Origin of the sequence: Mesorhizobium sp. LNHC221B00, assembly GCF_000502935.1 — a bacterium.
In the GTDB taxonomy this organism is placed as follows: Bacteria; Pseudomonadota; Alphaproteobacteria; order Rhizobiales; family Rhizobiaceae; genus Mesorhizobium; species Mesorhizobium opportunistum.
Genome location: NZ_AYWR01000004.1, coordinates 1 through 21,097 on the forward strand (window position 1 = coordinate 1; position 21,097 = coordinate 21,097).

Here is a 21,097-nt window from a genome sequence, read left to right on the forward strand (position 1 = left end):
CCGCCGCTCGCGGCCCGGCCGGCGATGCCCGAGCCGCCCGCCGCGACGACGCGCTGGGGCCGGGGAAACCCCTCCGGCCCGAACTGAACCGATTTGAGCCGCTAGCGGCGTATTGACGTCAAGGATTGCCGCAACTACGGAAACGTCTCCGCCGCAGCCTAGGGCGGGCAAAGACCAGAATTTCCATCCGGCCAGAATTCCGTCTGGCCGGAATTCAGTCAGGAATGTCGGCTTTCGACAACTCAGAAGGGGCGCAGGCTGTTATAGCGCGCCCAACTAGCGTGAAGAGGTGACAGGCAAATGAAGATCCTTGTGCCCGTGAAGCGGGTTGTGGATGCGAATGTGAAGGTTCGTGTGAAGGCTGATGGTTCGTCGGTTGAACTCGCCAACGTCAAGATGGCGATGAACCCGTTCGACGAGATCGCGGTCGAAGAGGCGATCCGGCTGAAGGAAGCCGGCAAGGCCGAAGAGATCATCGTCGTTTCTGTTGGACCGCAGCAGGCGCAGGAAACCTTGCGCACCGCGCTCGCCATGGGCGCCGACCGCGCCATCCTGGTCAAGACCGACGAACAGACCGAGCCGCTCGGTGTCGCCAAGGTGCTGAAGGGCGTGGTCGATGCCGAGCAGCCCGGGCTCGTCATCCTCGGCAAGCAGGCGATCGACGACGACAGCAATCAGACCGGCCAGATGCTGGCCGCGCTTCTGGGCTGGGCGCAGGGCACCTTCGCCTCCAAGGTCGTGCTCGACGGCGACAAGGCCAAGGTGACGCGCGAGGTCGACGGCGGCCTGCAGACGGTGGAACTGAAGATGCCGGCGATCGTCACCGCCGATCTTCGCCTCAACCAGCCGCGCTATGCTTCGCTGCCCAACATCATGAAGGCCAAGAAGAAGCCGCTCGACGAGAAGAGCCCGGCCGATTACGGCGCCGACGTCAAGCCGCGCCTCAAGGTCATCAAGACCGAGGAGCCGAGCGGCCGCAAGGCGGGCGTCAAGGTCAAGAGCGTCGCCGAACTTGTCGACAAGCTGAAGAACGAAGCCGGCGTGCTCTGAGATCGGAAGGAACAGATAACATGACCATTCTCCTCATCGCCGAACACGACAACGCCACCCTTTCCGACCAGACCGCCAAGGCGCTTTCGGCGGCCCTGCAGATCGGCTCGGACGTGCATGTGCTGGTGGCCGGCAAGAGCGCCAAGGGCGCGGCTGACGCCGCCGCCAAGCTCAAGGGCGTGAGCAAGGTGCTGCTCGCCGAGGCCGACGAACTCGCCGAGCACCTCGCCGAGCCGACCGCGGCACTCGTCGTGTCGCTGGCTGGCGGCTACGACACCATCATCGCGCCGGCGACCTCGTCGGGCAAGAACGTCGCGCCGCGCGTGGCGGCCCTGCTCGATGTCGCGCAAGTGTCCGAGATCATCGAAGTCGTTTCGCCTGATACCTTCAAGCGCCCGATCTACGCCGGCAACGCCATCCAGACCGTGCAGTCGACCGACGCCAAGAAGGTCATCACCGTGCGCACCGCCTCCTTCCAGGTGGCACCCGAGGGCGGCTCGGCAGCGGTCGAGACGGTGAAGGCCGCGGCCAACCCCGGCCTGTCCTCCTTTGTTGAAAACAAGCTGTCCGAGACCGACCGTCCGGAACTGACCTCGGCCAAGATCATCATCTCGGGCGGCCGTGCGCTCGGCTCCTCGGAGAAGTTCCAGGAGGTCATCCTGCCGGTCGCCGACAAGCTGGGTGCCGCCGTCGGTGCGTCCCGCGCCGCCGTCGACGCCGGCTATGCGCCGAACGACTGGCAGGTCGGCCAGACCGGCAAGGTCGTCGCCCCCGATCTCTACATCGCGGTCGGCATTTCCGGCGCCATCCAGCACCTTGCCGGCATGAAGGATTCCAAGGTCATCGTCGCCATCAACAAGGACGAGGAGGCGCCGATCTTCCAGGTTGCCGACTACGGCCTCGTCGGCGATCTCTTCGTCGTCCTGCCGGAGTTGCAGAAGGCGCTTTGACGCTCTCTGGCAAAGCGTATTAAATACCAGGGGTGGGGTAGACGAAGTCGCCCCGCCCTTTTAGTTTGCACCGCACAAAAAGCAGGCCGCAAAGGCTAAAAGCAATTCCAGCAAAAGTGCGCAGCGGTTTTGCGTCCGGAATTGCGGTAAGACAAAGAGGTGGAGCGCTTTCGCGGTTCAGGCGGAAGGGCTCCGGACGGGATCGGTGTAATGAGCAAGATCGAGACGATCGGCATCATCGGCGCAGGCCAGATGGGCGGCGGCATCGCCCATGTCTCCGCGCTATCGGGCTATAAGGTGCTGATCTACGATATTTCGCCCGACCGCATCGAGAAGGGCATCGCCACCATCAGCGGCAACATGGCCCGCCAGGTGGGGTCCGGCAAGCTCGACGAGAAGCTGCGCAACCAGGCGATGGCGCGCATTGCGTCCGCACCGGCGATGGCCGATCTGGCCGGCGCCGATCTGGTGATCGAGGCGGCCACCGAGGACGAGACGGTCAAGCGCAAGATCTACGCCCAGCTCTGCCCGCAGCTCAATCCTGAAGCCATCCTGGCGACCAACACCTCGTCGATCTCGATCACGCGGCTCGCCGCGCAGACCGACAGGCCGGAACGCTTCATCGGCATACATTTCATGAATCCCGTCCCGCTGATGAAGCTGGTCGAACTGGTGCGCGGCATCGCCACCGAGGACCAGACCTTCGAGGCGGCAAAGACCTATGTGAAGCAGCTCGACAAGACGATCACGGTCTCGGAGGATTTCCCGGCCTTCATCGTCAACCGTATCCTGCTGCCGATGATCAACGAGGCAATCTACACGCTCTATGAGGGTGTCGGCTCGGTCGATGCCATCGACACCGCCATGCGGCTCGGCGCCAACCACCCGATGGGACCGCTGCAGCTGGCCGATTTCATTGGGCTCGATACCTGCCTGTCGATCATGCAGGTGCTGCATGACGGCCTGTCGGACTCGAAATATCGCCCCTGCCCGCTGCTGGTCAAATATGTCGAGGCCGGCTGGCTCGGCCGCAAGACCGGACGCGGCTTCTATGACTATCGCGGCGAGCACCCCGTTCCGACGCGCTGACGCAATTCCAGGAAAAAGTGTGACGCGTCGGCCGTTCAGGATGCTGCGGCGAGCGGCTTGGATGGTTCCGACCTGTCGTCGTTGATCTTATCGTCCAGCGCCACGGAAACGCATCCGCGGCCGGCCGCCTTGGCCGCATAGCAAGCGGCGTCGGCCCTTGCGATGATCTCGTCGACTTCGCCGCAATCGGCGCAGATCGCGGTAAGCCCGATGCTCGCGCCGATCGCGTGCGGCCGATCATCCCAGATGAAATCCAGGCCGGCTATCGCATCGATGATCGAGCGTGCCGCGATCCCGGCGCCAGCGGTCGAAGCCGATTTCAGGATGACTGCGAATTCGTCGCCACCCAGCCGCGCCACGATATCTTCAGGGTCGAGCACGCCGCGAACAGCCTCGGCGACCCGCTTCAGCAAAGCGTCTCCGGCAGCGTGACCGCCGGTGTCGTTGACCAGTTTGAAGTGATCGAGGTCGATGAACATGAACTGATGCCTGCCGCCTCCAGCCGCCGCGGCGTCCTTACGGGCCTGATCGACCAGTTCCTCCATGGTGCGGATGAAGCTCGAACGATTGGCAAGGCCGGTCAGCGCGTCGTGCGCGGCGGCATGGGCAAGCTGCCGCTGCAGGGCGCGCGCATCCGTGAAATCCTGGAAGACGATGACCAGCCCGCAGAATTCGTTGCGCTCGTTGATGATCGGCGACACCACCTGGCGGATGCTGCAGCGCGTGTCGTCGCGCCGGATGAGCACGGCTCGGCTGTTCTGGTCGGAGGGCGCCGCCGCTCCGATCGCCGGCCGTGCCACGCCGATCCTCTGCCCCGTCTCCTCGTCGACCGCCCAATAGACATGGCCGAGCGTCTTGCCGAGCGCCTCGTCGCCGGAAACGCCGGTCAGCTTCTCGGCGACCGGGTTCATGAAGGTGACGCGATTTGCGGCATCGGTGCAGATGACCGCATCACCGATGGACTGCAGCGTCACCCTGAGCCGTTCCTTCTCGTCGGCCAGCATTGCCGCTGAGACCGTTAGGCGCTCTTCGGCCTCCTTGCGCCGGGTGATGTCGGTCAAGCTGCCGATGGCCCTGGTCAAACGCCCGGCCGCGTCGCGTTCGATGGCTTTGCCGCGGTCGAGGATCCACACCCAGTGGCCGTCCTTATGACGCATCCTGAACTCGGCTTCGAAGAATTCCGTGTTGCCGTCGAGATGCGCCCGATCCGCAGTGGCAACAGCCTCGCGATCGTCGGGATGGATCATCGTCAGCCAATGGTCGGGGTCGCCATCGAGTTCGCCGTCGGCATAGCCGAGCATCTTGACCCAGGTCGAGGAGTAGGTCGTGCCGCCCTTGCGCATGTCGAGGTCCCAGACACCTTGACCGGCGCCGGCCAGCGCGAAATTCCAGCGCGTTTCGGCCTCGGCAATACGCACCTCGGCCTGCTTGCGCGCGTCGATGTCCTCGATCTGCGACACGAGGTAGAGCGGCCGCCCGCTTGTCTCGTCACGAATGACGGAGCCGGCAAGATGAGCCCAGATGGGTGTGCCGTCCTTCTTGAGGTAGCGCTTCTCGAACTGGAAGGCGTGGACGGTGCCCGCCTTCAGGCCGTCCATCGTTTCGCGCCCGATCTGCAGGTCGTCGGGATGCGTGATCTGGAAGAAGGTCAGCGCCTCGATCTCCTCGCGGCTGTAGCCAAGCATGGCCGCGAATGCCGGATTGGCCTCGATGATGCGCCCGTCCAACCCGACGACCGCGATGCCGATCGCCGAATCCTCCATGGCCCGGCGGAACCGCTGCTCGCTCTCCGCGATCTGCCGCCGGTCGTCGGAGATGCGGCGAATGAACAGGCCGGCGAGGAAAAGCGCGCCGACCGCCACCGCGACCGACACTTGCAGGGAGAGCTTGAGCGCCTTGGCATCGAGGCTCAGCCTCGCGAGCAGGATCGAGGCCGCCACCATGGCAACGCAGGCCACAAGCAGCGCCAGCGCTGCCTGCCTGTAAAATCCTGGCCCGATGATTCCTCGCAATGTCACGATCCGTGCCACCCCCGTGGGCAATCGCTTCTTCCCGTAAAAACCTTGAAGGATCGATTTTAAGGAAAGGTTGCGTCTGGGGTACTGGCGGCAGGGGAAACCGGCAAACAATTGCCGGCATGATTAAGGATCGGTATGCATCGGCCGGGACGCGGTATCGTGCTACCAGCGCACGAAAAACCGTCCGCCGAGCGCGCCAAGCAAGGCGAGCGCCGCGATCGCGATCGTATACCAGGTGGCAACGAAAAGCGGCGAATCGTCGAAACAATGCGCGGCATAGAAGGTCGCGGCCAGCCCCCCGGCGAGCAGGCCCGCGACCGTGCCGGCTAGCACGGGCCGCGTCGGCGCGCCGTAACGCAGCATCCAAAGGAAGATCGCAAGCGGGCCAATCCCGATCAGCGGGATGAAGCCCATGCAGATCATCATGTTGGAGCCGACCATGCGCGTGCCCCACAGCGCCTCCGGTACCATGAAGAGCTCCAGGCCCACCGCCACGGCCACCAGCAGCGGCGCGGCAATCATCCCGGCCATGGCCCGGCCTGTCGCGGCACCTGGCGTCGACAGGGCGCGGATCAGGGCAAAGGCGCTGATGGTCAGCACGATGGTGAAAACGAATTTGGACAAAAAGCGCATCGTGTGCGCGGCCGCCATGAAGTCGGGACGCGGACCGATCGTGAGCAGGAAAACGACTGCCGCGATGACAATGGCCGCACCGGCGGCCAGCCACCACGCCGAGCGCAACGGCATCGCCTTGCTGCCTGCATCGGCGTCCAGCGCCTTGATGAGATCGTCAGTCCTCATGTCATTCCCGCCCGAACCGCCCCTGCCCAAATCTCTTGGCTATCGCGGCAAGCCCTCGATGCAGCGACACGCGCACCGCCGTCTCGCTGATGCCGAACTTCGCCGCCGTCTCGCCGATCGAGCGGCCTTCCACCGATATGGCCGAGACCACGGAACGCTGTGCCGGCGGCAGTCCGCCCAAGGCCCGGTTGATGTCGCGTTCGCTGACGGTCTCGGTTTCCGGCTCGGCGAATGTCTCGGCGATGTCGTCGACATCGATCTCGATGCGCCGTCCGCGCCGCCGGAATGCATCGATCAGCTTGAAGCGGGCGATCGCATAGACCCAAGGCAATACCGGCGCGTCCTGGCGCCAGGTATGCCGTTTCACATGAATGGCCAGCAAGGTTTCCTGCACGACATCCTCGGGATCGACCCCGCCCTGCACGATCTTGCGCCTGACAAAACCGCGCACCAGCGCGGCGATCCGGTGCAGAAAGTCGGCGTAGGCCCTTTCATCTCCCGCGATCGCGGCCCGCAACAGCCGGGAAAGCTCGGCCTCGTCCTTGCCGCTCACAAGAGTTCACTCCCCGATTTTCGCGCTTCGGCACTGATTTGTTACGTGGCCGGCGAAATAATGTCCAAGCCAAACTACGGGCAAGTCACGAAAGTTTGCGGATCCTGAAGCCCGGCCCCGCACCGGGTCGCCTTACAGGTATTGTGAATACATCTCGGGAAAAAAAGGGCCGACCCGGCCCTCTATCACGTGGAATTTTCCCTTTCGGAACCAGCCTTCGCAGCTCCAGCGACGGATTGAAGCAGATCACAATGTTGACTACCGATGTCAGGTATAGGTAGGTGCAGCGTGCCAAGACCAACGAGATCGAGGATGACGCCATGAAATACACCCTTTGCGCCCTTGCCGGTGCCACCGCGCTTGCAATCGGCCTGGCCGCCAGTTCGGCCATGGCCGAAGACGCCGGCATCATCGTCTACAACGCCCAGCACGAAAGCCTGGCCAAGGAATGGGCTGAAGGGTTCACTAAGGAAACCGGCATCAAGGTCACCTTGCGCAATGGCGGCGACAGCGATTTCTCCAATCAGATCGTCGCCGAAGGCACCGCCTCGCCCGCCGACGTGTTCCTGACGGAGAATTCGCCGGCCATGGTGCTGGTCGAGAACGCCGGCCTGTTCGCGCCAGTCGACGCCGACACGCTGGCCCAGGTCCCGCAGGACTATCAGGCGGCCAGCGGCAAATGGGTGGGTGTGGCCGCGCGCAGCACCGTTTTCGCCTACAACACCACCAAGCTCAAGGCCGACCAGTTGCCCAAGTCACTACTCGATCTCGCCGACCCGAGCTGGAAAGGCCGTTGGGCGGCATCGCCCTCGGGCGCCGATTTCCAGGCCATCGTCAGCGCATTGCTGCAGCTCAAGGGCGAGGCCGCCACGGCGGACTGGCTGAAAGCGATGAAGGCGAACTTCACCGCCTATAAGGGCAACAGCACCGTGATGAAGGCGGTCAACGCCGGCGAGATCGAAGGCGGCGTGATCTACCACTATTACTATTTCGGCGATCAGGCCAAGACCGGTGAGAACAGCAAGAACGTCGCGCTGCACTATTTCAAGAACCAGGATCCGGGCGCTTTCGTCTCGGTCTCGGGTGGCGGCGTGCTTGCCTCGAGCAAGCACCCGAAGGAGGCCCAGGCATTCCTGAAATGGGTGACCGGCAAGGGCGGCCAGGACGTGCTGAAGAACGGAACCTCCTTCGAATACGCGGTTGGCAAGGGCGCGGAGTCCAATCCCAAGCTGGTGCCGCTGGTCGACCTGCAGGCGCCGAAGGTCGACGCCGCGACGCTGAACTCCAAGAAGGTTACCGACCTGATGACGGCAGCCGGCTTGCTTTAGTTGTCGTTCGTCCTAATAAGGGCAACCGACCGTGCTCCCGCGGGACTTTGCCTTCCGCGGGAGCGTTTTGTTTTCGAGATGCATTCGTCCATGACGACACGCTGCGTTCCTGACCGCGACCGTGGTCCCATGATTGCCGCCGCCGCGCCGCAACCGAACGGCGCCTGAGCTGATGCAGTCGGCGGTCGATCTCGCGCGCCCGGGCCTGCCGCCGAAGGTGCGCCGAAAGGCGCGGCGACGCGCGGCACGCTGGCTCGTCGTCGCCGCAATCTTCGTCGCCCTGCTGGCGCTGCTGCCGCTCGCCTTCATCGTATGGACAGCGGTGCAAACGGGCTGGGAGACCGTCTCTGCGCTGGTCTTCCGGCCGCGGGTCGGCGAGCTGCTCGTCAACACCGGCCTGCTGGTGCTGTTGGCCGTGCCGATCGCCATCGTCCTGTCGGTGGCGCTCGCCTGGCTGACCGAGCGCAGCGACCTGCCCGGCGCCCGGTTCTGGGCCTGGCTGTGCGTGGCGCCGCTCGCCATCCCCGCTTTCGTGCACAGCTACGCCTGGATCACCATGGTGCCCGGGCTGCACGGCCTGTGGGCCGGCGTGCTGGTGTCCGTGATCGCCTACTTCCCGTTCCTCTATCTGCCGGTGTCGGCGGCGCTGCGCCGCCTCGATCCCGCCCTCGAGGACGCGGCCGCGGCACTTGGCCTTGGACCCTGGCGGGTCTTCCGGCGCGTGGTGTTGCCGCAGCTCAGGCTCGCGATCTGCGGCGGCTCGCTGCTGGTCGGACTGCATCTGCTGGCCGAATATGGCCTCTATGTCTTCATCCGCTTCGACACCTTCACCACGGCGATCGTCGATCAGTTCCAGTCGACCTTCAATGGACCGGCCGCCAACATGCTGGCCGGTGTCCTGGTGACTTGCTGCTTCGTGCTTCTGGGGCTGGAAGTGCTGGTGCGCGGCGAGGAGCGCTATGCCCGTGTCGGCTCCGGCGCGGCGCGGCATCAGCAAAGGGCGCGCCTTGGCCATGCCACCATCCCCAGCCTGGCCTTGCTTGCCGTCGTCACGCTGCTGGCGCTTGGCGTGCCGTTCGTGACCATCGGCCGCTGGCTGCTCGCCGGCGGCGCCGATGTCTGGCGGCTTGACGAGATCGGCCTGGCTCTCGGCCAGACGCTGTTCCTGTCGCTTGCCGGCGCTTTGCTTGCCACTGTCGCCGCCATGCCGATGGCCTGGATCTCCATCCGCGCGCCGGGGCCATTGCAGCGCGTGCTCGAAGGTTGCAACTACATCGTCGGCTCGCTACCGGGTGTGGTCATTGCATTGGCTCTAGTCACCATCACCGTGCGTATCGCCCTTCCGCTCTATCAGACCCTGTTCACCATCCTGGTCGCTTATGCGCTCATGTTCCTGCCACGTGCCCTGGTCAGCCTGCGGGCGTCGATCGCCCAGGCACCGGTCGAGCTCGAGCGCGCCGCGTCCAGCCTCGGCCGGCGTCCGCTCAACGCGCTGTGGTCGACGACCATCCGCCTGTCTGCGCCGGGTGCGGCGGCCGGCATGGCCCTCGTGGCGCTCGGCATCATGAACGAGCTTACCGCGACCCAGATGCTGGCGCCGAACGGCACCCGCACGCTGGCGATGGCGTTCTGGTCCTACAGCGGCGAGATCGATTACGCCTCGGCCGCCCCTTACGCCTTCATCATGGTGGCGATGTCGCTGCCGCTGACCTGGCTGCTCTATGTCCAGTCGAAACGGATGGCCGGACGATGAGCTTTCTTGAACTCCGCGATCTGCACAAGCATTACGGCCCGGTCGCCGCACTGGCCGGCGTCGACCTCAGCATCGCCAGCGGCAGCCGCACGGCGATCGTCGGTCCATCCGGCTGCGGCAAGACGACCTTGCTGCGGCTGATCGCCGGCTTCGAGGCGCCGGACCAGGGCCGCATCGTGCTCGACGGCGAGGTGCTGGCCAATGGCGGCGTTGCCGTTCCGGCACATCGCCGCGGCATTGGCGTGGTGGCGCAGGACGGCGCCCTGTTCCCGCATCTGACCATATCGGACAATATCGGTTTCGGCATGAGCCGCAGCGAGGACAGGCGCGCCGAACGCATCGTCGAGCTCGCCTATATTGTCGGGCTGGACAAGGCGATCCTCAAGCGCCGGCCGCACGAGCTTTCCGGGGGCCAGCAGCAGCGTGTGGCGCTCGCCCGCGCCATGGCGATGAAGCCCAGGCTGATGCTGCTTGACGAGCCGTTCTCGGCGCTCGACACCGGCCTGCGCGCCTCGATGCGCAAGGCGGTGGCCGAACTGCTGGAGGCCGCCGGCATCACCACCATCCTGGTGACGCACGACCAGGCCGAGGCGCTGTCCTTCGCGGCCCAGGTGGCGGTTATGCGTGACGGAAAATTCTCGCAGGTCGGCACGCCGCGCGAACTCTATCTCCGGCCGAAGGACAGGATGATCGCCGAGTTCCTCGGCGATGCCATCATCCTGCCGGCCAGGATATCGGGCGGCTTCGCCAGCTCGCCGCTGGGCCGCATCGCGGTCGACTCCCCGGACAGCCGCGATGTCGCCCGCATCATGCTGCGGCCGGAGCAGATCGCGCTGAAACGGACATCGCGCGAGGGCATGTCGGGCACCCCTGACATGCTGTTCGGCGAAGTGACGGAATCCGAATTCGCCGGCTCGACATGCACGATCGCGGTGCGGCTCCTCAACAATTTCGATCCGCCGGACGCCGCCGCCATCGGCAACACGCCGCTGATCCTGCGCAAATCCGGCATGGACGCACCGGCGGTCGGCGAGATCGTGCGGCTCACCGTGTCGGGCAAGGCGCACGTGTTCGCCTGACCGGCGCCAACACGGATCAAGATGCGGCCTCAGTCCATCTCCGGTGCGGTGCCCGGCAAGACGAGCGCGCCGGTCTCGGCTGAATAGACCGGCCACCGCTCGAGAAAGTCGCAGCCATGCACGACCACGCGCTGGTTGGCGCTGTCGATGAGGATGACCGCATAGGAGGGCGGCGCCTGCTCGACGGTCTCGCCCGATCGGCCAAGCGCAAGCTCGAACCGGGCGTGCAGGCCGCGCTGCGCCGAGAACGGAATGCCGGCGACCGTGCCGGCGATGTCGCGATGGACATGGCCGAAGAAGATGTGGCGGACATTGCCATGGTCCCGCAGCAGTCCCAGCAGCCGCTCGGGTTGTTCGAGCGCCAGCGGGTCGAGCTGCGGCAAGCCGAGCGCGACCGGCGGGTGGTGCAGGAAAATGTAGGCGGGCCTGCCGGCTGATTGTTCGAGCCGGGTTTCCAGCCAGGCAAGCCGCATTCCGCACAGTTCGCCTTCGATGCGCCCTTCCGCAAGGCAGTCGAGGAACAGCAAGACTTCGTCTCCGCTGTCATGGACCGACTGCACGAAGCCGTTCTCGTCGACCGGAATTTCCGGAAACGCCGCGACGAGATTGGCCCTCCTGTCGTGGTTGCCCGGCAGCAGCCGCCAGGGCATCGACAGCGTACCCAGAGCCGCCCTGACATCGGCATAGCTCTCCGGCGCGCCGGTCTCGGTCAGGTCGCCGGTGAAGACGCAAAGTGCCGCATCGGCGTGATGTGCATTGATGTGCGCGATACATAAGGCCAGCCGCTGATGCAGGTCCGCGCCGAAGCGGCGCTCGCCTCTACGGCCAAGATGCACATCCGTGACCTGAATGATTTTCATGATGCTTTCCTGGAGGTGTCGAAGGCCGAAGGTCTGTCTCCGGGCGATGATGGAGGCTTCGGGATCAGAGCGCCGGTTCGGGAACGGAAGCCTTGAAGACATCGAGGCGGGTTCCGGTCTCCGACGAGAAGAAATGCATGTCATTGGGCGAAAGCATCAGGCCGACGGCACTGCCGGGCTCGGGGTGCACGGCCTCCGACGTCATCACCGAAAACGGCGCGCCGTCGAGATCGACATAGATGACACGCCCGGCGCCCAGTTCCTCGACCAGGTCGACTGAGGCCTTGAGGGAGCCCGTCGTGCCCGGCGCCACCAGCCGGACGGCTTCCGGCCGGATGCCCATCGCCACCTTGGTGCCGACCGGCAGGCCGGCGCGGGCCATGGTCAGGCGCCGGCTGCCGTCGAGCAGCGACAACCCGTCGAGTTCGACCATGCCTTCGAGCATGTTCATCGCCGGCGCGCCGACGAAGGTGGCGACGAAGCGGCTGGCCGGGCGGGTATAGATCTCGCCAGGCGTGCCGACCTGCTCGACCCGTCCGCCATTCATCACCACCAGCCGGTCGGCGAGCGTCATCGCCTCGACCTGGTCATGGGTAACGAAAACGGAGGTGGCATTCAGCCGGCGGTGCAGCTTGCGGATTTCCGACCGCATCTGCACGCGCAGCTTGGCATCGAGGTTGGACAATGGCTCGTCGAACAGGAACACTTTCGGTTCGCGGATCATGGCGCGCCCCATGGCGACGCGCTGCCGCTGGCCGCCGGAAAGCGCCATCGGCTTGCGGTCGAGCAGCTGTTCGAGTTCCAGCGTGCGCGCGACCGCCTGGATGCGCTGGGTACGCTCGGCGGCGGGAACGCCGGCGACCTTGAGCGAATAGCCGATGTTCTGCGCCACGCTCATATGCGGATAGAGTGCGTAGTTCTGGAACACCATGGCGCAGCCGCGCTCGCGCGGCTCCAGTCTGTTGACCACCGTGCCGTCGATCGCGATCTCGCCACCCGAGATATCCTCCAGCCCGGCGATCATGCGCAGCAGAGTGGACTTGCCGCAGCCCGACGGACCAAGGATGACGACGAATTCGCCCGACGCGATATCGAGGTCGACGCCGTGCACGACCTGCGTCTTGGCGTAGTTCTTCTTGACGCCGCGTATTGTTATGGAGGCCATGTTTGTCTCCTTATTTTTCGGTGGCGATCAGGCCGCGCACGATCCAACGTTGCATGAGCACCACGACGGCCAGCGGCGGCAGCATGATGATCAGCGTGCCGGCCATGGCGATGTGCCATTCCGGAGTGCCGCCGACATTGGGAATGAGTTGCTTCAACTCGGTCACTGCCATCGCATGCGACTGGTCGGTTGTGATGAGCAGCGGCCACAGATACTGGTTCCAGGCCCACAGGAACATGATGGTGCCGAGTGCCGCCATGTTGTTGCGCGACAGCGGTAGAAGGACATCGATGAAGAAGCGTAGCGGCCCGGCGCCGTCCATGCGCGCGGCCTCGGTCAGCTCGTCCGGCACGGTCAGGAAGAACTGCCGATAGAGGAACGTGCCGGTGGCGGTGGCGACCAGCGGCAGGATCAGTCCGGGGTAGGAATTGAGCAACCCAAGGCTGAGCGAGACCTGCACGCCCGACACCTTCTCGATCAGCCAGCTCAAGCCTGTCAGGTCGAGGATGGTCTGATAGGGCGACAGCACATTGGCGACGACCGCGTAGGTCGGCACGATGCGCACTTCCAGCGGCAGCATCAGCGTCACGAAGATCAGCCAGAAGATGAACATCCGGCCGGGAAAGCGGAAATAGACGATCGAGAAGGCGGTGAGCGCTGAAATGATCACTTTGCCCGCCGCGACGCCGCCGGCGACGATGAAGCTGTTCAGTAGCTTGGGGCCGAGATCCGCCGTCACCCACGCCGTCTTGATGTTGACCCAGAAGTCGCTGCCCGGCAGCAGCGACATCGGCACGTCGTTGACGTCTTTCAGATTGTGCGATGCGGCGATAGCGACGATCAAGAACGGCGCGACGCAGAAGACAAAGCCTATGAACAGGATCAGATGCGTGAAGAAATTGAGGAATGGGGTGCGCTCGACCATGTCACCCTCACCCGTAGTGTACGCGCCGCTCGATGAAGCGGAACTGGAAGATGGTGAGCGCGATGATGAGCAGCATCAGGATGATGCTCTGCGCGGCCGCGCCTGAATAATCGAGGCCTTTGAAGCCGTCGGAATAGATCTTGTAGACCATCAGATTGGTCGCGTTCGCCGGGCCACCGGCGGTCATGATGTCGACGATGCCGAACGAATCCTGAAAACTCTCGGTGATGTTGATGACCAGCAGGAAAAAGATCGTCGGCGTGATCAGCGGGAACTGGATGTCCCAGAACCGCCTGATGACGCCGGAACCGTCCATCGCCGCCGCCTCGATCAGCGAACGCGGGATGGCCTGGAACGCGGCCAGGAAGAAAATGAAGTTGTAGCCGACATATTTCCAGGAGAAGGCGACGATGATCGACGCCATGGCATCCGCGCCATCGAGACCCGGATCCCAGATCCCCGGCCACATCCGGTTGATGACGGAAAGGAACCCCGCCTCCGGCGCCAGAATGAAGCGGAATGCCAGCGCCAGTGCCGGCGCGGCGATGCCGTACGGCCAGATCAGCACCACGCGATAGAAGCGCGAGCCGGTGAGTTGCCGATCGGTCAGCGCAGCGAGCACGAGCGCGATGAACATCGCCAGGCCGGTGCTGATCCCGGCAAAGACCAGGCTGGCGGTGATCGAGTTCCAATAGTCGGCATTGGCCAGGATCGAGCGGAAATTATCGAGCCCGACCCAGATATTGCCACCGCCCCAGGGCTGCTGCAGCGTCAGCGACCAGTATACGGCCTGGCCGGCCGGCCAGTAGAAGAACGTGAAGATCAGCAGCAACTGCGGCACCGCGAAGAGGATGCCGATCGTCCATCTGCTGAAAGTAACGCGTTTTTCCATCGGTCCGCCGGCGCCGCTAGACAGCTAGCTCTAAGCAAAAGAGAGATTAATAACGAAATGGCCGCCCGTCGACCCAGGCATGATTCCGAAACGGAAGGTCATGCCTGGAAGCGTCCGCGGGCGGCCATGAGTTTGTCGCGATCAGGGCAAGGTCTTGCCCGGATAGGTCTGCTGGAAGCGGTCGAGGATGGCATCGCCATTCTTGACCAGCGTGTCGAGACCTTCCTGGACACTGACCTTGTTGGCGAAGATCGCCTGCATCTGCGTGCCGAACTCGGCTCGGATCTGTGTGAAATTGCCCAGGCGGATACCGCGGGTGATCTCGGTCGGCTCGGACGCGGTCAAACTGGCGATCGCGACCTCACGCCCCTTATAGGGCGCCTTGTCGTAGAACCCTTGGCCCTTCATGTAATCGAAGCCCGACTTGGTCACCGGGATGTAGCCGGTGTTGGTCGACCAGAACAGCGCCGTCTTCGGATCGTGGATGAAGTTGAGGAACGCCGCCGCGCCCTTGTATTCCGCATCCGACTTGCCCGAGAGAACCCAAAGCGAAGCGCCGCCGACGAGCGAATTCTTGCGCTCGGTGCCGGCATAGACCGGCAGTTCGGCGACATCCCAGTTCATGCCTTCCTTCTGGGTCCTGCCGACGGTGCCGTGGTCGCCGACCGAGGTCAGGATCACCTGGCAGGTGCCGGACGCGAAGGCCTGGACCATGTCCTGCCCAAGGTCCTTCGACTTGATCTTGATCAGGCCGGCATCATACCACTTCTTGAGATCAGTGACGTATTGGACGAACTTGGTCTTGTTGACTTCGAGACGGGCGTCGAGGCCGTCATAGCCGTTGTTCTTGGTGGCGATCGGCTGGTTGTGGATCGCCGAGAACTGCTCCATCAACTGCCAGCTTTCGTTGGCCGAGATGTTGATCGCCATCGGGCATTCATAGCCGGCGTCCTTCATGGCCTGAAGGTCGGCGCCGACGTCTTCCCAGGTCTTCGGTGCTTCGGTCTTGCCGATCTTGGCGAAGGCGTCCTTGTTCCAGTACATCAGCGCGGTCGAGGAATTGAACGGGAAGGACAGCATCTCGCCTTTCGACGTCGCGTAGTAGCGCGCAATGCCGGGGAAATAGTCCGCGTAGTCGATCTTGTAGCCATTCTCTTCCATCAACTTGTCGGCGGGCTTGTAGGCGCCCGACAGCATCATGGTGGCGGTGCCGACGTCATAAACCTGGACGACGGTGGGCTGTTTGCCGGCCCGGAAGGCGGCGATGGTGTTCTGAAGCGTGGCGTCGTAATTGCCCTGGCTGGTGCAGACGACTTCATAGTCCTTCTGCGATTCGTTGAAGTTCTTGCACATCGTGTCGACGACGCGGGCGAGGTCGCCCGAAAGACCGAACCAGAAGTCGAATTTCACCGGCTCCGCGAAGGCAGGAACCGCCAGCGCGCTGCCGAGCGCGCCAGCGGCAAGGGCAGCGAGGCCCCGCTTGAAGATGGTCATGATTTCTTCCCTCTTGAATGGCTGTTGACAAGGGTCTTGCGCAAATCCTTGCCCGCTCTCTTAGAGAAGGTATGTGACAGTTCTGTTGTGGCCTCTCGGGCCTGTGGACAGCCAGTCTTTCCTCCCCCTCGGCGGTTGCCCCGGCATGAAAACGTCACACCGGCGCCCTAGGTAGCTAGGGCGGCTGTCGAGGACGTAAAGACCATCAAAGGCCGTCATGATTAGTCGGCTAAAGGGATGATGAAATGCTGGTGCGGAAGCTGACGCCTGTACCCGTCGCCGACAGGCAGGCGATGCGCGACGGGCAGGCCATGTGCATGAAGCCCCCTGGCGTTGACCGTTCGCCTAAAAATAGCTGGCTTCGGCCAGAATATCCCGTTGCCGCGGCGCGGCTACGTCCGTGGAGCACGCTGTGGTTGCAGGCGTCTTCATAGATCCTTCAACGGCCAAGCATTAATCAGTCATATCTCCGGTTTTATTTCCAAGGGGTTGGGGGAAATAAGATGTTGACGGTCTATAATTGTATCGTGAACCAGCACGATCTGAGACTGGTCGCACTCGCCGCGCTGATCTGCGGTATTTCCTGTTTCTCCGCCGTCAACCTGCTTCACCACATCAGTCGCTCGACCGACCGGAACCGTCTGGTCTGGCTGATGATCGCGGCGACCTCGACCGGCTTCGGCATCTGGGCAACGCATTTCATCGCCATGCTTGCCTTCACGCCGGGCATACCGAGCGCGTACGATCCGGAGCTCTCCGTGCTCTCGCTCGCTGCCTCGGTCGCACTGACGGCGGCCGGCATGTGGATCGCCACCTTGCGGGACGAGTTCGACCATCATCTCGTCGGCGGCGCCATCCTGGGCGGCGGTATCGCCGCCATGCATTACATCGGCATGGCGGCATTCGAGGTCCAGGGCCGGATCGAATGGAACCTGCTGCTTGTCGCCGCTTCCCTGCTCTCCGGCGTGGCGCTCGCGGCGCTGGCGCTGCGTACCGTTCTGCGCCGCCCCTCTCTGTCGGCGACATCGGTCGGCGCGCTGCTGCTGACGTTAGCGATCTGCATCTTGCATTTCATCGGCATGGGCGCGGTCTCGATCTTTCCCGATTCCTCGATCGTCATATCCGAATACACGATCGAGCCGACCTCGCAGGCTTTCGCGGCCGCTGCCGCCACGCTGGTGATCCTGGTGTTGTCGGCATCGGCGCTGTGGATCGATCTGCGCTTTCGCCGCCAGAAGCTCGAGGTAGACCGCATGCACGGCCTGGCCAACGCCGCCGTGGAGGGCCTGATCGTCTGCGACGGCAACCGCATCGTCAGCGCCAATGACAGCATGGGCAAGCTGACCGGCACGGTGGCCGCAATGCTGAACGGCACGGAGCTGGACGGTCTCTTCGACGAACACGCCGTATCCGGCACGGCCAGCCTGGAAGGCCAGCCGCGAGAGGCGGAGTTGAAAAACCGCGACGGAACGCGAATTCCCGTCGAGCTGATCGCCCGAAGCATCGATTATTGCGGCAAGCCCCACAATGTCATTGCCGTCCGCGACATCCGCGAACGCAAAAAGGCGGAGCAGGAGATCCTTCGCCTCGCCCATTTCGACCCCTTGACGGGACTTGCCAATCGCCGCTCCTTTTCCGGCCGTCTCGACGCGGAAATCGCGTCCATGAACCGCATCGGGAACACCGGCGCAGACGTCAAGGGCAGGCATCTTGCACTCCTGCTGCTCGACCTCGACCGCTTCAAGGAGGTGAACGACCTCTATGGACACGGCGCCGGCGATGCGATGCTGCAGAGGGTGGCAAGCTGCGCTGCCGGCGTTCTGCGTCCCGGGCAAATGCTGGCGCGCCTCGGCGGCGACGAATTCGCCATCATCGCCCCCAACCTGCCCGACCCGCAGGCGGCGGGCCGCATCGCGGGCGCAGTGCTCGCCGCCATGCGCGAGGAAAACCGGGCAGCCGTCGGCGGCGGTCTGGTCTCGGCCAGCATCGGCATAGCGATCTATCCGCTCGATGCCGATGACCAGACCAGCCTGATCAGCCATGCCGACACGGCACTCTATCGCGCCAAGATCGAAGGCAGGGACACCTATCGCTATTTCGAGGCGTCGATGGGTGCCGAGGCCCGCGACAAGCGTGTGATGGAGCACGAATTGCGCCAGGCCGTGGCGCGTGGCGAATTCTATCTCGTCTATCAGCCGCAGAAGGAGATCAGCAGCGGCAGGATGGTTGGCTTCGAAGCCCTGATCCGCTGGCGCCATCCCGAGCGTGGCGAGGTCTCACCCGCCATATTCATCCCGGTGGCCGAGGACAGCGGCGCCATCGGGCAGATCGGCGACTGGGTGCTCGAGGCTGCCTGCGAGGAGGCCGTCCGCTGGGAAAACCCGCTCATGGTCGCCGTCAACGTCTCCGCCGTACAGCTCCACAATCCCAATTTCAGCCGCAAGGTCCATGAGACCTTGCTGAAGACAGGCCTTGCAGCGACAAGGCTGGAACTCGAGATCACCGAAACCGCGCTGGTGAAGGACATGCCGCGCGCCCTGGCAACCCTGCGGCAGGTCAAGGCGCTTGGCGTGCGCGTGGCCATGGACGATTTCGGAACCGGCTATTCCTCCCTCTCCAACCTGCGCGCCTTCCCCTTCGACAAGATCAAGATCGATTCTTCCTTCATCAAGGCGGTGGACACCAACGGCCAGGTCGCGGCGATCGTGCGCGCCGTGCTGGGGCTGGGGCGCGGCCTTGGCCTGCCGGTCCTGGCGGAGGGCGTCGAGACGCTTGGTGAGTTGAAGTTCCTGGACGCCGAGGCCTGCGAGATCGGCCAGGGCTATTATCTCGGCAAACCGGCGCCGATCGAGGCGTTCGACGACCTGACCGGCCTCGGCAAGCGCGCGTCGCTGCGCGCCGACCGCCAGGGTGGCAGCCTCCTATTGCCTAGGCCAAACGTACGGTCGGCGTAAAACGGTCGCCCGACGCCGAATCCTGCTTGGGTCACGATCCGAGTGCCGTCTCGACCAGCCGTTTGGCATCACGACCCGACCATTCGGCCGGCCCGTTCATATGGGCGATCAGGCAGCCATCGCCGTCGATCAGCATGGTGACGGGAAGGCCGAGCGCCAGGCCGCGCGTCTTGAGGTCGTTGAACAGCGCCATCGTCGAATCGCGGTAGTAGCCGAGCGTCTCGACACCGGTATCCTTGAGGAATTTCTTCGGCTTCACATCGTCGCCGGTATCGACATTGACGGCGACGACCTGAAAGGCGTCGCTGCCTTTCTCTTTCTGCAGGGCATCGAGCGCCGGCATTTCGGCACGGCAAGGCGCGCACCATGTCGCCCACAGATTGAGCAGCACCGTCTTGCCGGCATGGTCGGCGATCGTCATCGGCTTGCCGTCCGGCCCGTTGAAGGCGAGGCGCTTCATGGATTGCGGCGGATCGGCCGGCAACAGTGCCGCAACCTCGCCGGTGGCAGCGGCGGCGACCTTCTTGGCACGGTCGCTCTTGGCGGCGCAGGCGACGTCGTCCTTGCCGTCGTTGACGGCCGCTTGCGGCGCGGCGTTGTTGCCAGACCGGCTCTCGCTGACATATACCGCGACCGCGCCGGCCAGCACTCCCGCCACCAGGGCGGCGAGGATCAGGCGCGGGGCCGGGAAAAATCTGTTTCCGTCTGCCATTTTCTCAAAACTGCTCCGAAGCACGGGTTTTATAGCGATGAGCGACAAGAAGACCAGCAACCAGATGTGGGGCGGACGATTTGCCTCGGGTCCGGCCGCGATCATGGAAGCGATCAACGCATCGATCTCGTTCGACCGCAAACTCTATGCGCAGGACATCAGAGGCTCGATCGCCCATAGCGAGATGCTGGCGCAAACGGGCATTATTTCGGCGGCCGATCAAGAAAAAATCGCTCACGGCCTGAACACGATCCTGAAAGAGATCGAGGCCGGCAGCTTCGAGTTTTCGACCCGGTTGGAAGACATCCACATGAATATCGAGGCTCGCCTCGCCGACCTCATCGGTCCGGCGGCTGGCCGGCTGCACACCGCCCGCTCGCGCAACGACCAGGTGGCGGTCGACCTGCGGCTCTGGGTCAAGGACGAGTGCTTTCGCGTCGCCGAAGCATTGAAGGGCCTGATCCGGGCGCTGCTGGAACGCGCCGAGGAACACGCGGCGACCGTGATGCCGGGCTTTACCCATATGCAGGCAGCGCAGCCGGTGACCTTCGGTCACCACTGCATGGCCTATGTCGAGATGTTCGGGCGCGATCTGTCGCGCGTGCGCGACGCCATCGAACGAATGGACGAGAGCCCGCTGGGTGCTGCCGCCCTGGCCGGCACCAGCTTCCCGATCGACCGCCATCAGACCGCGAAGGCGCTCGGCTTCCGCGAGCCGATGCGCAATTCGCTGGACAGCGTTTCGGACCGCGATTTCGCGCTGGAGTTCCTGGCGATGGCGGCGATCTGCGCCACGCATCTGTCGCGGCTCGCCGAGGAGATCATCATCTGGTCGACGCCGCAGTTCGGCTTCGTCAGGCTGTCGGACTCGTTTTCCACCGGCTCCTCGATCATGCCGCAGAAGAAGAACCCCGACGCCGCCGAACTGGTGCGCGGCAAGACGGGCCGCGTCAACGGCCATCTTGTCGGCCTGCTGACGGTAATGAAAGGCATGCCTTTGACCTATGGCAAGGACATGCAGGAAGACAAGGAATCGGTCTTCGATGCCGCCGAGACGCTCGACCTGATGCTCGCCGCGATGACCGGCATGGTCTCGGACATGACGGTCAACGCCATGGCGATGAAGAAAGCCGCCGGTTCCGGGCACGCCACCGCCACCGACCTTGCGGACTGGCTGGTGCGCACGCTCGGACTGCCGTTCCGCGAGGCGCATCACGTCACCGGCCGCGCGGTGGCGCTGGCCGAGGAGAGGAAGGTCGGGCTGGAGAAGCTTTCGCTGGAGGATCTGCAGTCGATCAACCCCGGCATCACCTCGGATATTTTCTCGGTGCTGGCGGTGCAGAACTCGATCAAGAGCCGCACCAGTTTCGGCGGCACGGCGCCATCGGAGGTGAGGAAGCAGATCCGCGCCTGGAAAAAGCGCATCGCAAAGGCGTAATACCCGGATATTGCGATCGGCAATATTCGGATATTG

Annotated in this window: 17 protein-coding genes; 8 read left to right on the top strand and 9 right to left on the bottom strand. The window is 64.0% G+C overall.

Annotated elements, in window-relative coordinates; genetic code table 11:
• The first annotated feature begins 300 nt into the window (after window positions 1–300).
• From X741_RS159875 to X741_RS159865, 3 genes are all read left to right on the top strand, one after another.
• Window positions 301–1,050 carry an electron transfer flavoprotein subunit beta/FixA family protein gene (locus X741_RS159875; protein WP_023763904.1) on the top strand — a complete coding sequence of 250 codons (750 nt, stop codon included), beginning with the start codon at window positions 301–303 and terminating at the stop codon, window positions 1,048–1,050.
• Window positions 1,051–1,070: 20 nt separating this feature from the next.
• The gene (locus tag X741_RS159870; protein WP_023776750.1) at window positions 1,071–2,000 is read left to right on the top strand and encodes an electron transfer flavoprotein subunit alpha/FixB family protein; all 930 of its coding nucleotides are present in this window, start codon (window positions 1,071–1,073) and stop codon (window positions 1,998–2,000) included.
• A gap of 210 nt (window positions 2,001–2,210) precedes the next feature.
• Window positions 2,211–3,089, top strand: a complete 879-nt coding sequence (locus X741_RS159865; RefSeq protein ID WP_013892834.1) for a 3-hydroxybutyryl-CoA dehydrogenase — start codon at window positions 2,211–2,213, stop codon at window positions 3,087–3,089.
• A 35-nt stretch (window positions 3,090–3,124) separates the two neighbouring features.
• On the opposite strand, the gene X741_RS159860 is transcribed toward X741_RS159865, so the two are convergent.
• From X741_RS159860 to X741_RS159850, 3 genes are all read right to left on the bottom strand, one after another.
• Window positions 3,125–5,107, bottom strand: a complete 1,983-nt coding sequence (locus X741_RS159860) for a PAS domain S-box protein (protein WP_245272665.1) — start codon at window positions 5,105–5,107, stop codon at window positions 3,125–3,127.
• 162 nt (window positions 5,108–5,269) lie between these two features.
• Window positions 5,270–5,908 carry an NrsF family protein gene (locus tag X741_RS159855; protein ID WP_023776752.1) on the bottom strand — a complete coding sequence of 213 codons (639 nt, stop codon included), beginning with the start codon at window positions 5,906–5,908 and terminating at the stop codon, window positions 5,270–5,272.
• Window position 5,909: 1 nt separating this feature from the next.
• Window positions 5,910–6,461 (bottom strand): sigma-70 family RNA polymerase sigma factor, encoded by a 552-nt coding sequence (locus X741_RS159850; RefSeq protein WP_013892831.1) that lies wholly within the window; start codon window positions 6,459–6,461, stop codon window positions 5,910–5,912.
• A 320-nt stretch (window positions 6,462–6,781) separates the two neighbouring features.
• On the opposite strand from X741_RS159850, the gene X741_RS159845 reads away from it, so the two are divergent.
• The 3 genes from X741_RS159845 (at window position 6,782) to X741_RS159835 (ending at window position 10,621) form a co-directional block, all read left to right on the top strand.
• Window positions 6,782–7,789, top strand: a complete 1,008-nt coding sequence (locus X741_RS159845; protein WP_023776753.1) for an iron ABC transporter substrate-binding protein — start codon at window positions 6,782–6,784, stop codon at window positions 7,787–7,789.
• 172 nt (window positions 7,790–7,961) lie between these two features.
• Entirely contained in the window at window positions 7,962–9,542 is a 1,581-nt protein-coding gene (locus X741_RS159840; protein ID WP_023776754.1) for an iron ABC transporter permease, read from the top strand.
• Window positions 9,539–10,621, top strand: coding sequence for an ABC transporter ATP-binding protein (locus X741_RS159835; protein WP_023763897.1), 1,083 nt, complete (start codon window positions 9,539–9,541; stop codon window positions 10,619–10,621). Before X741_RS159840 ends, X741_RS159835 begins: the two co-directional genes overlap by 4 nt.
• Window positions 10,622–10,650: 29 nt before the next feature.
• Here X741_RS159835 and X741_RS159830 read toward each other — a convergent pair whose 3' ends face one another.
• From X741_RS159830 to X741_RS159810, 5 genes are all read right to left on the bottom strand, one after another.
• On the bottom strand, window positions 10,651–11,481 hold the full coding sequence (locus tag X741_RS159830; protein ID WP_023776755.1) for a phosphodiesterase: 831 nt from the start codon (window positions 11,479–11,481) through the stop codon (window positions 10,651–10,653).
• Window positions 11,482–11,545: 64 nt separating this feature from the next.
• Window positions 11,546–12,646, bottom strand: coding sequence for a sn-glycerol-3-phosphate import ATP-binding protein UgpC (locus tag X741_RS159825; RefSeq protein WP_023776756.1), 1,101 nt, complete (start codon window positions 12,644–12,646; stop codon window positions 11,546–11,548).
• Window positions 12,647–12,656: 10 nt separating this feature from the next.
• Window positions 12,657–13,571, bottom strand: coding sequence for an ABC transporter permease subunit (locus X741_RS159820; RefSeq protein ID WP_023776757.1), 915 nt, complete (start codon window positions 13,569–13,571; stop codon window positions 12,657–12,659).
• A 7-nt stretch (window positions 13,572–13,578) separates the two neighbouring features.
• Window positions 13,579–14,463 carry a sugar ABC transporter permease gene (locus X741_RS159815; protein WP_023776758.1) on the bottom strand — a complete coding sequence of 295 codons (885 nt, stop codon included), beginning with the start codon at window positions 14,461–14,463 and terminating at the stop codon, window positions 13,579–13,581.
• A gap of 141 nt (window positions 14,464–14,604) precedes the next feature.
• Window positions 14,605–15,957, bottom strand: a complete 1,353-nt coding sequence (locus tag X741_RS159810) for an extracellular solute-binding protein (protein ID WP_023776759.1) — start codon at window positions 15,955–15,957, stop codon at window positions 14,605–14,607.
• 503 nt (window positions 15,958–16,460) lie between these two features.
• Here X741_RS159810 and X741_RS159805 point away from each other — a divergent pair.
• A complete protein-coding gene (locus tag X741_RS159805; RefSeq protein ID WP_023776760.1) occupies window positions 16,461–18,911 on the top strand; it encodes an EAL domain-containing protein in 2,451 nt (816 codons plus the stop codon).
• Between the two features lie 31 nt (window positions 18,912–18,942).
• Here the strand turns inward: X741_RS159805 and X741_RS159800 are convergent, their stop codons facing one another.
• Window positions 18,943–19,623 carry a TlpA disulfide reductase family protein gene (locus tag X741_RS159800; RefSeq protein ID WP_023776761.1) on the bottom strand — a complete coding sequence of 227 codons (681 nt, stop codon included), beginning with the start codon at window positions 19,621–19,623 and terminating at the stop codon, window positions 18,943–18,945.
• A 37-nt stretch (window positions 19,624–19,660) separates the two neighbouring features.
• On the opposite strand from X741_RS159800, the gene argH reads away from it, so the two are divergent.
• On the top strand, window positions 19,661–21,061 hold the full coding sequence (argH, locus tag X741_RS159795; RefSeq protein ID WP_023776762.1) for an argininosuccinate lyase: 1,401 nt from the start codon (window positions 19,661–19,663) through the stop codon (window positions 21,059–21,061).
• Window positions 21,062–21,097: the final 36 nt, after the last annotated feature.

What these genes read in the sequence shown, in the direction of transcription:
- X741_RS159875 (WP_023763904.1), top strand. Translation starts at nt 301, where the DNA reads ATGAAGATCCTTGTGCCCGTGAAGCGGGTTGTGGATGCGAATGTGAAG.
- X741_RS159870 (WP_023776750.1), top strand. Translation starts at nt 1,071, where the DNA reads ATGACCATTCTCCTCATCGCCGAACACGACAACGCCACCCTTTCCGAC.
- X741_RS159865 (WP_013892834.1), top strand. Translation starts at nt 2,211, where the DNA reads ATGAGCAAGATCGAGACGATCGGCATCATCGGCGCAGGCCAGATGGGC.
- X741_RS159855 (WP_023776752.1), bottom strand. Translation starts at nt 5,908, where the DNA reads ATGAGGACTGACGATCTCATCAAGGCGCTGGACGCCGATGCAGGCAGC.
- X741_RS159845 (WP_023776753.1), top strand. Translation starts at nt 6,782, where the DNA reads ATGAAATACACCCTTTGCGCCCTTGCCGGTGCCACCGCGCTTGCAATC.
- X741_RS159840 (WP_023776754.1), top strand. Translation starts at nt 7,962, where the DNA reads ATGCAGTCGGCGGTCGATCTCGCGCGCCCGGGCCTGCCGCCGAAGGTG.
- X741_RS159835 (WP_023763897.1), top strand. Translation starts at nt 9,539, where the DNA reads ATGAGCTTTCTTGAACTCCGCGATCTGCACAAGCATTACGGCCCGGTC.
- X741_RS159830 (WP_023776755.1), bottom strand. Translation starts at nt 11,481, where the DNA reads ATGAAAATCATTCAGGTCACGGATGTGCATCTTGGCCGTAGAGGCGAG.
- X741_RS159825 (WP_023776756.1), bottom strand. Translation starts at nt 12,646, where the DNA reads ATGGCCTCCATAACAATACGCGGCGTCAAGAAGAACTACGCCAAGACG.
- X741_RS159820 (WP_023776757.1), bottom strand. Translation starts at nt 13,571, where the DNA reads ATGGTCGAGCGCACCCCATTCCTCAATTTCTTCACGCATCTGATCCTG.
- X741_RS159815 (WP_023776758.1), bottom strand. Translation starts at nt 14,463, where the DNA reads ATGGAAAAACGCGTTACTTTCAGCAGATGGACGATCGGCATCCTCTTC.
- X741_RS159810 (WP_023776759.1), bottom strand. Translation starts at nt 15,957, where the DNA reads ATGACCATCTTCAAGCGGGGCCTCGCTGCCCTTGCCGCTGGCGCGCTC.
- X741_RS159805 (WP_023776760.1), top strand. Translation starts at nt 16,461, where the DNA reads ATGTTGACGGTCTATAATTGTATCGTGAACCAGCACGATCTGAGACTG.
- X741_RS159800 (WP_023776761.1), bottom strand. Translation starts at nt 19,623, where the DNA reads ATGGCAGACGGAAACAGATTTTTCCCGGCCCCGCGCCTGATCCTCGCC.
- argH (WP_023776762.1), top strand. Translation starts at nt 19,661, where the DNA reads ATGAGCGACAAGAAGACCAGCAACCAGATGTGGGGCGGACGATTTGCC.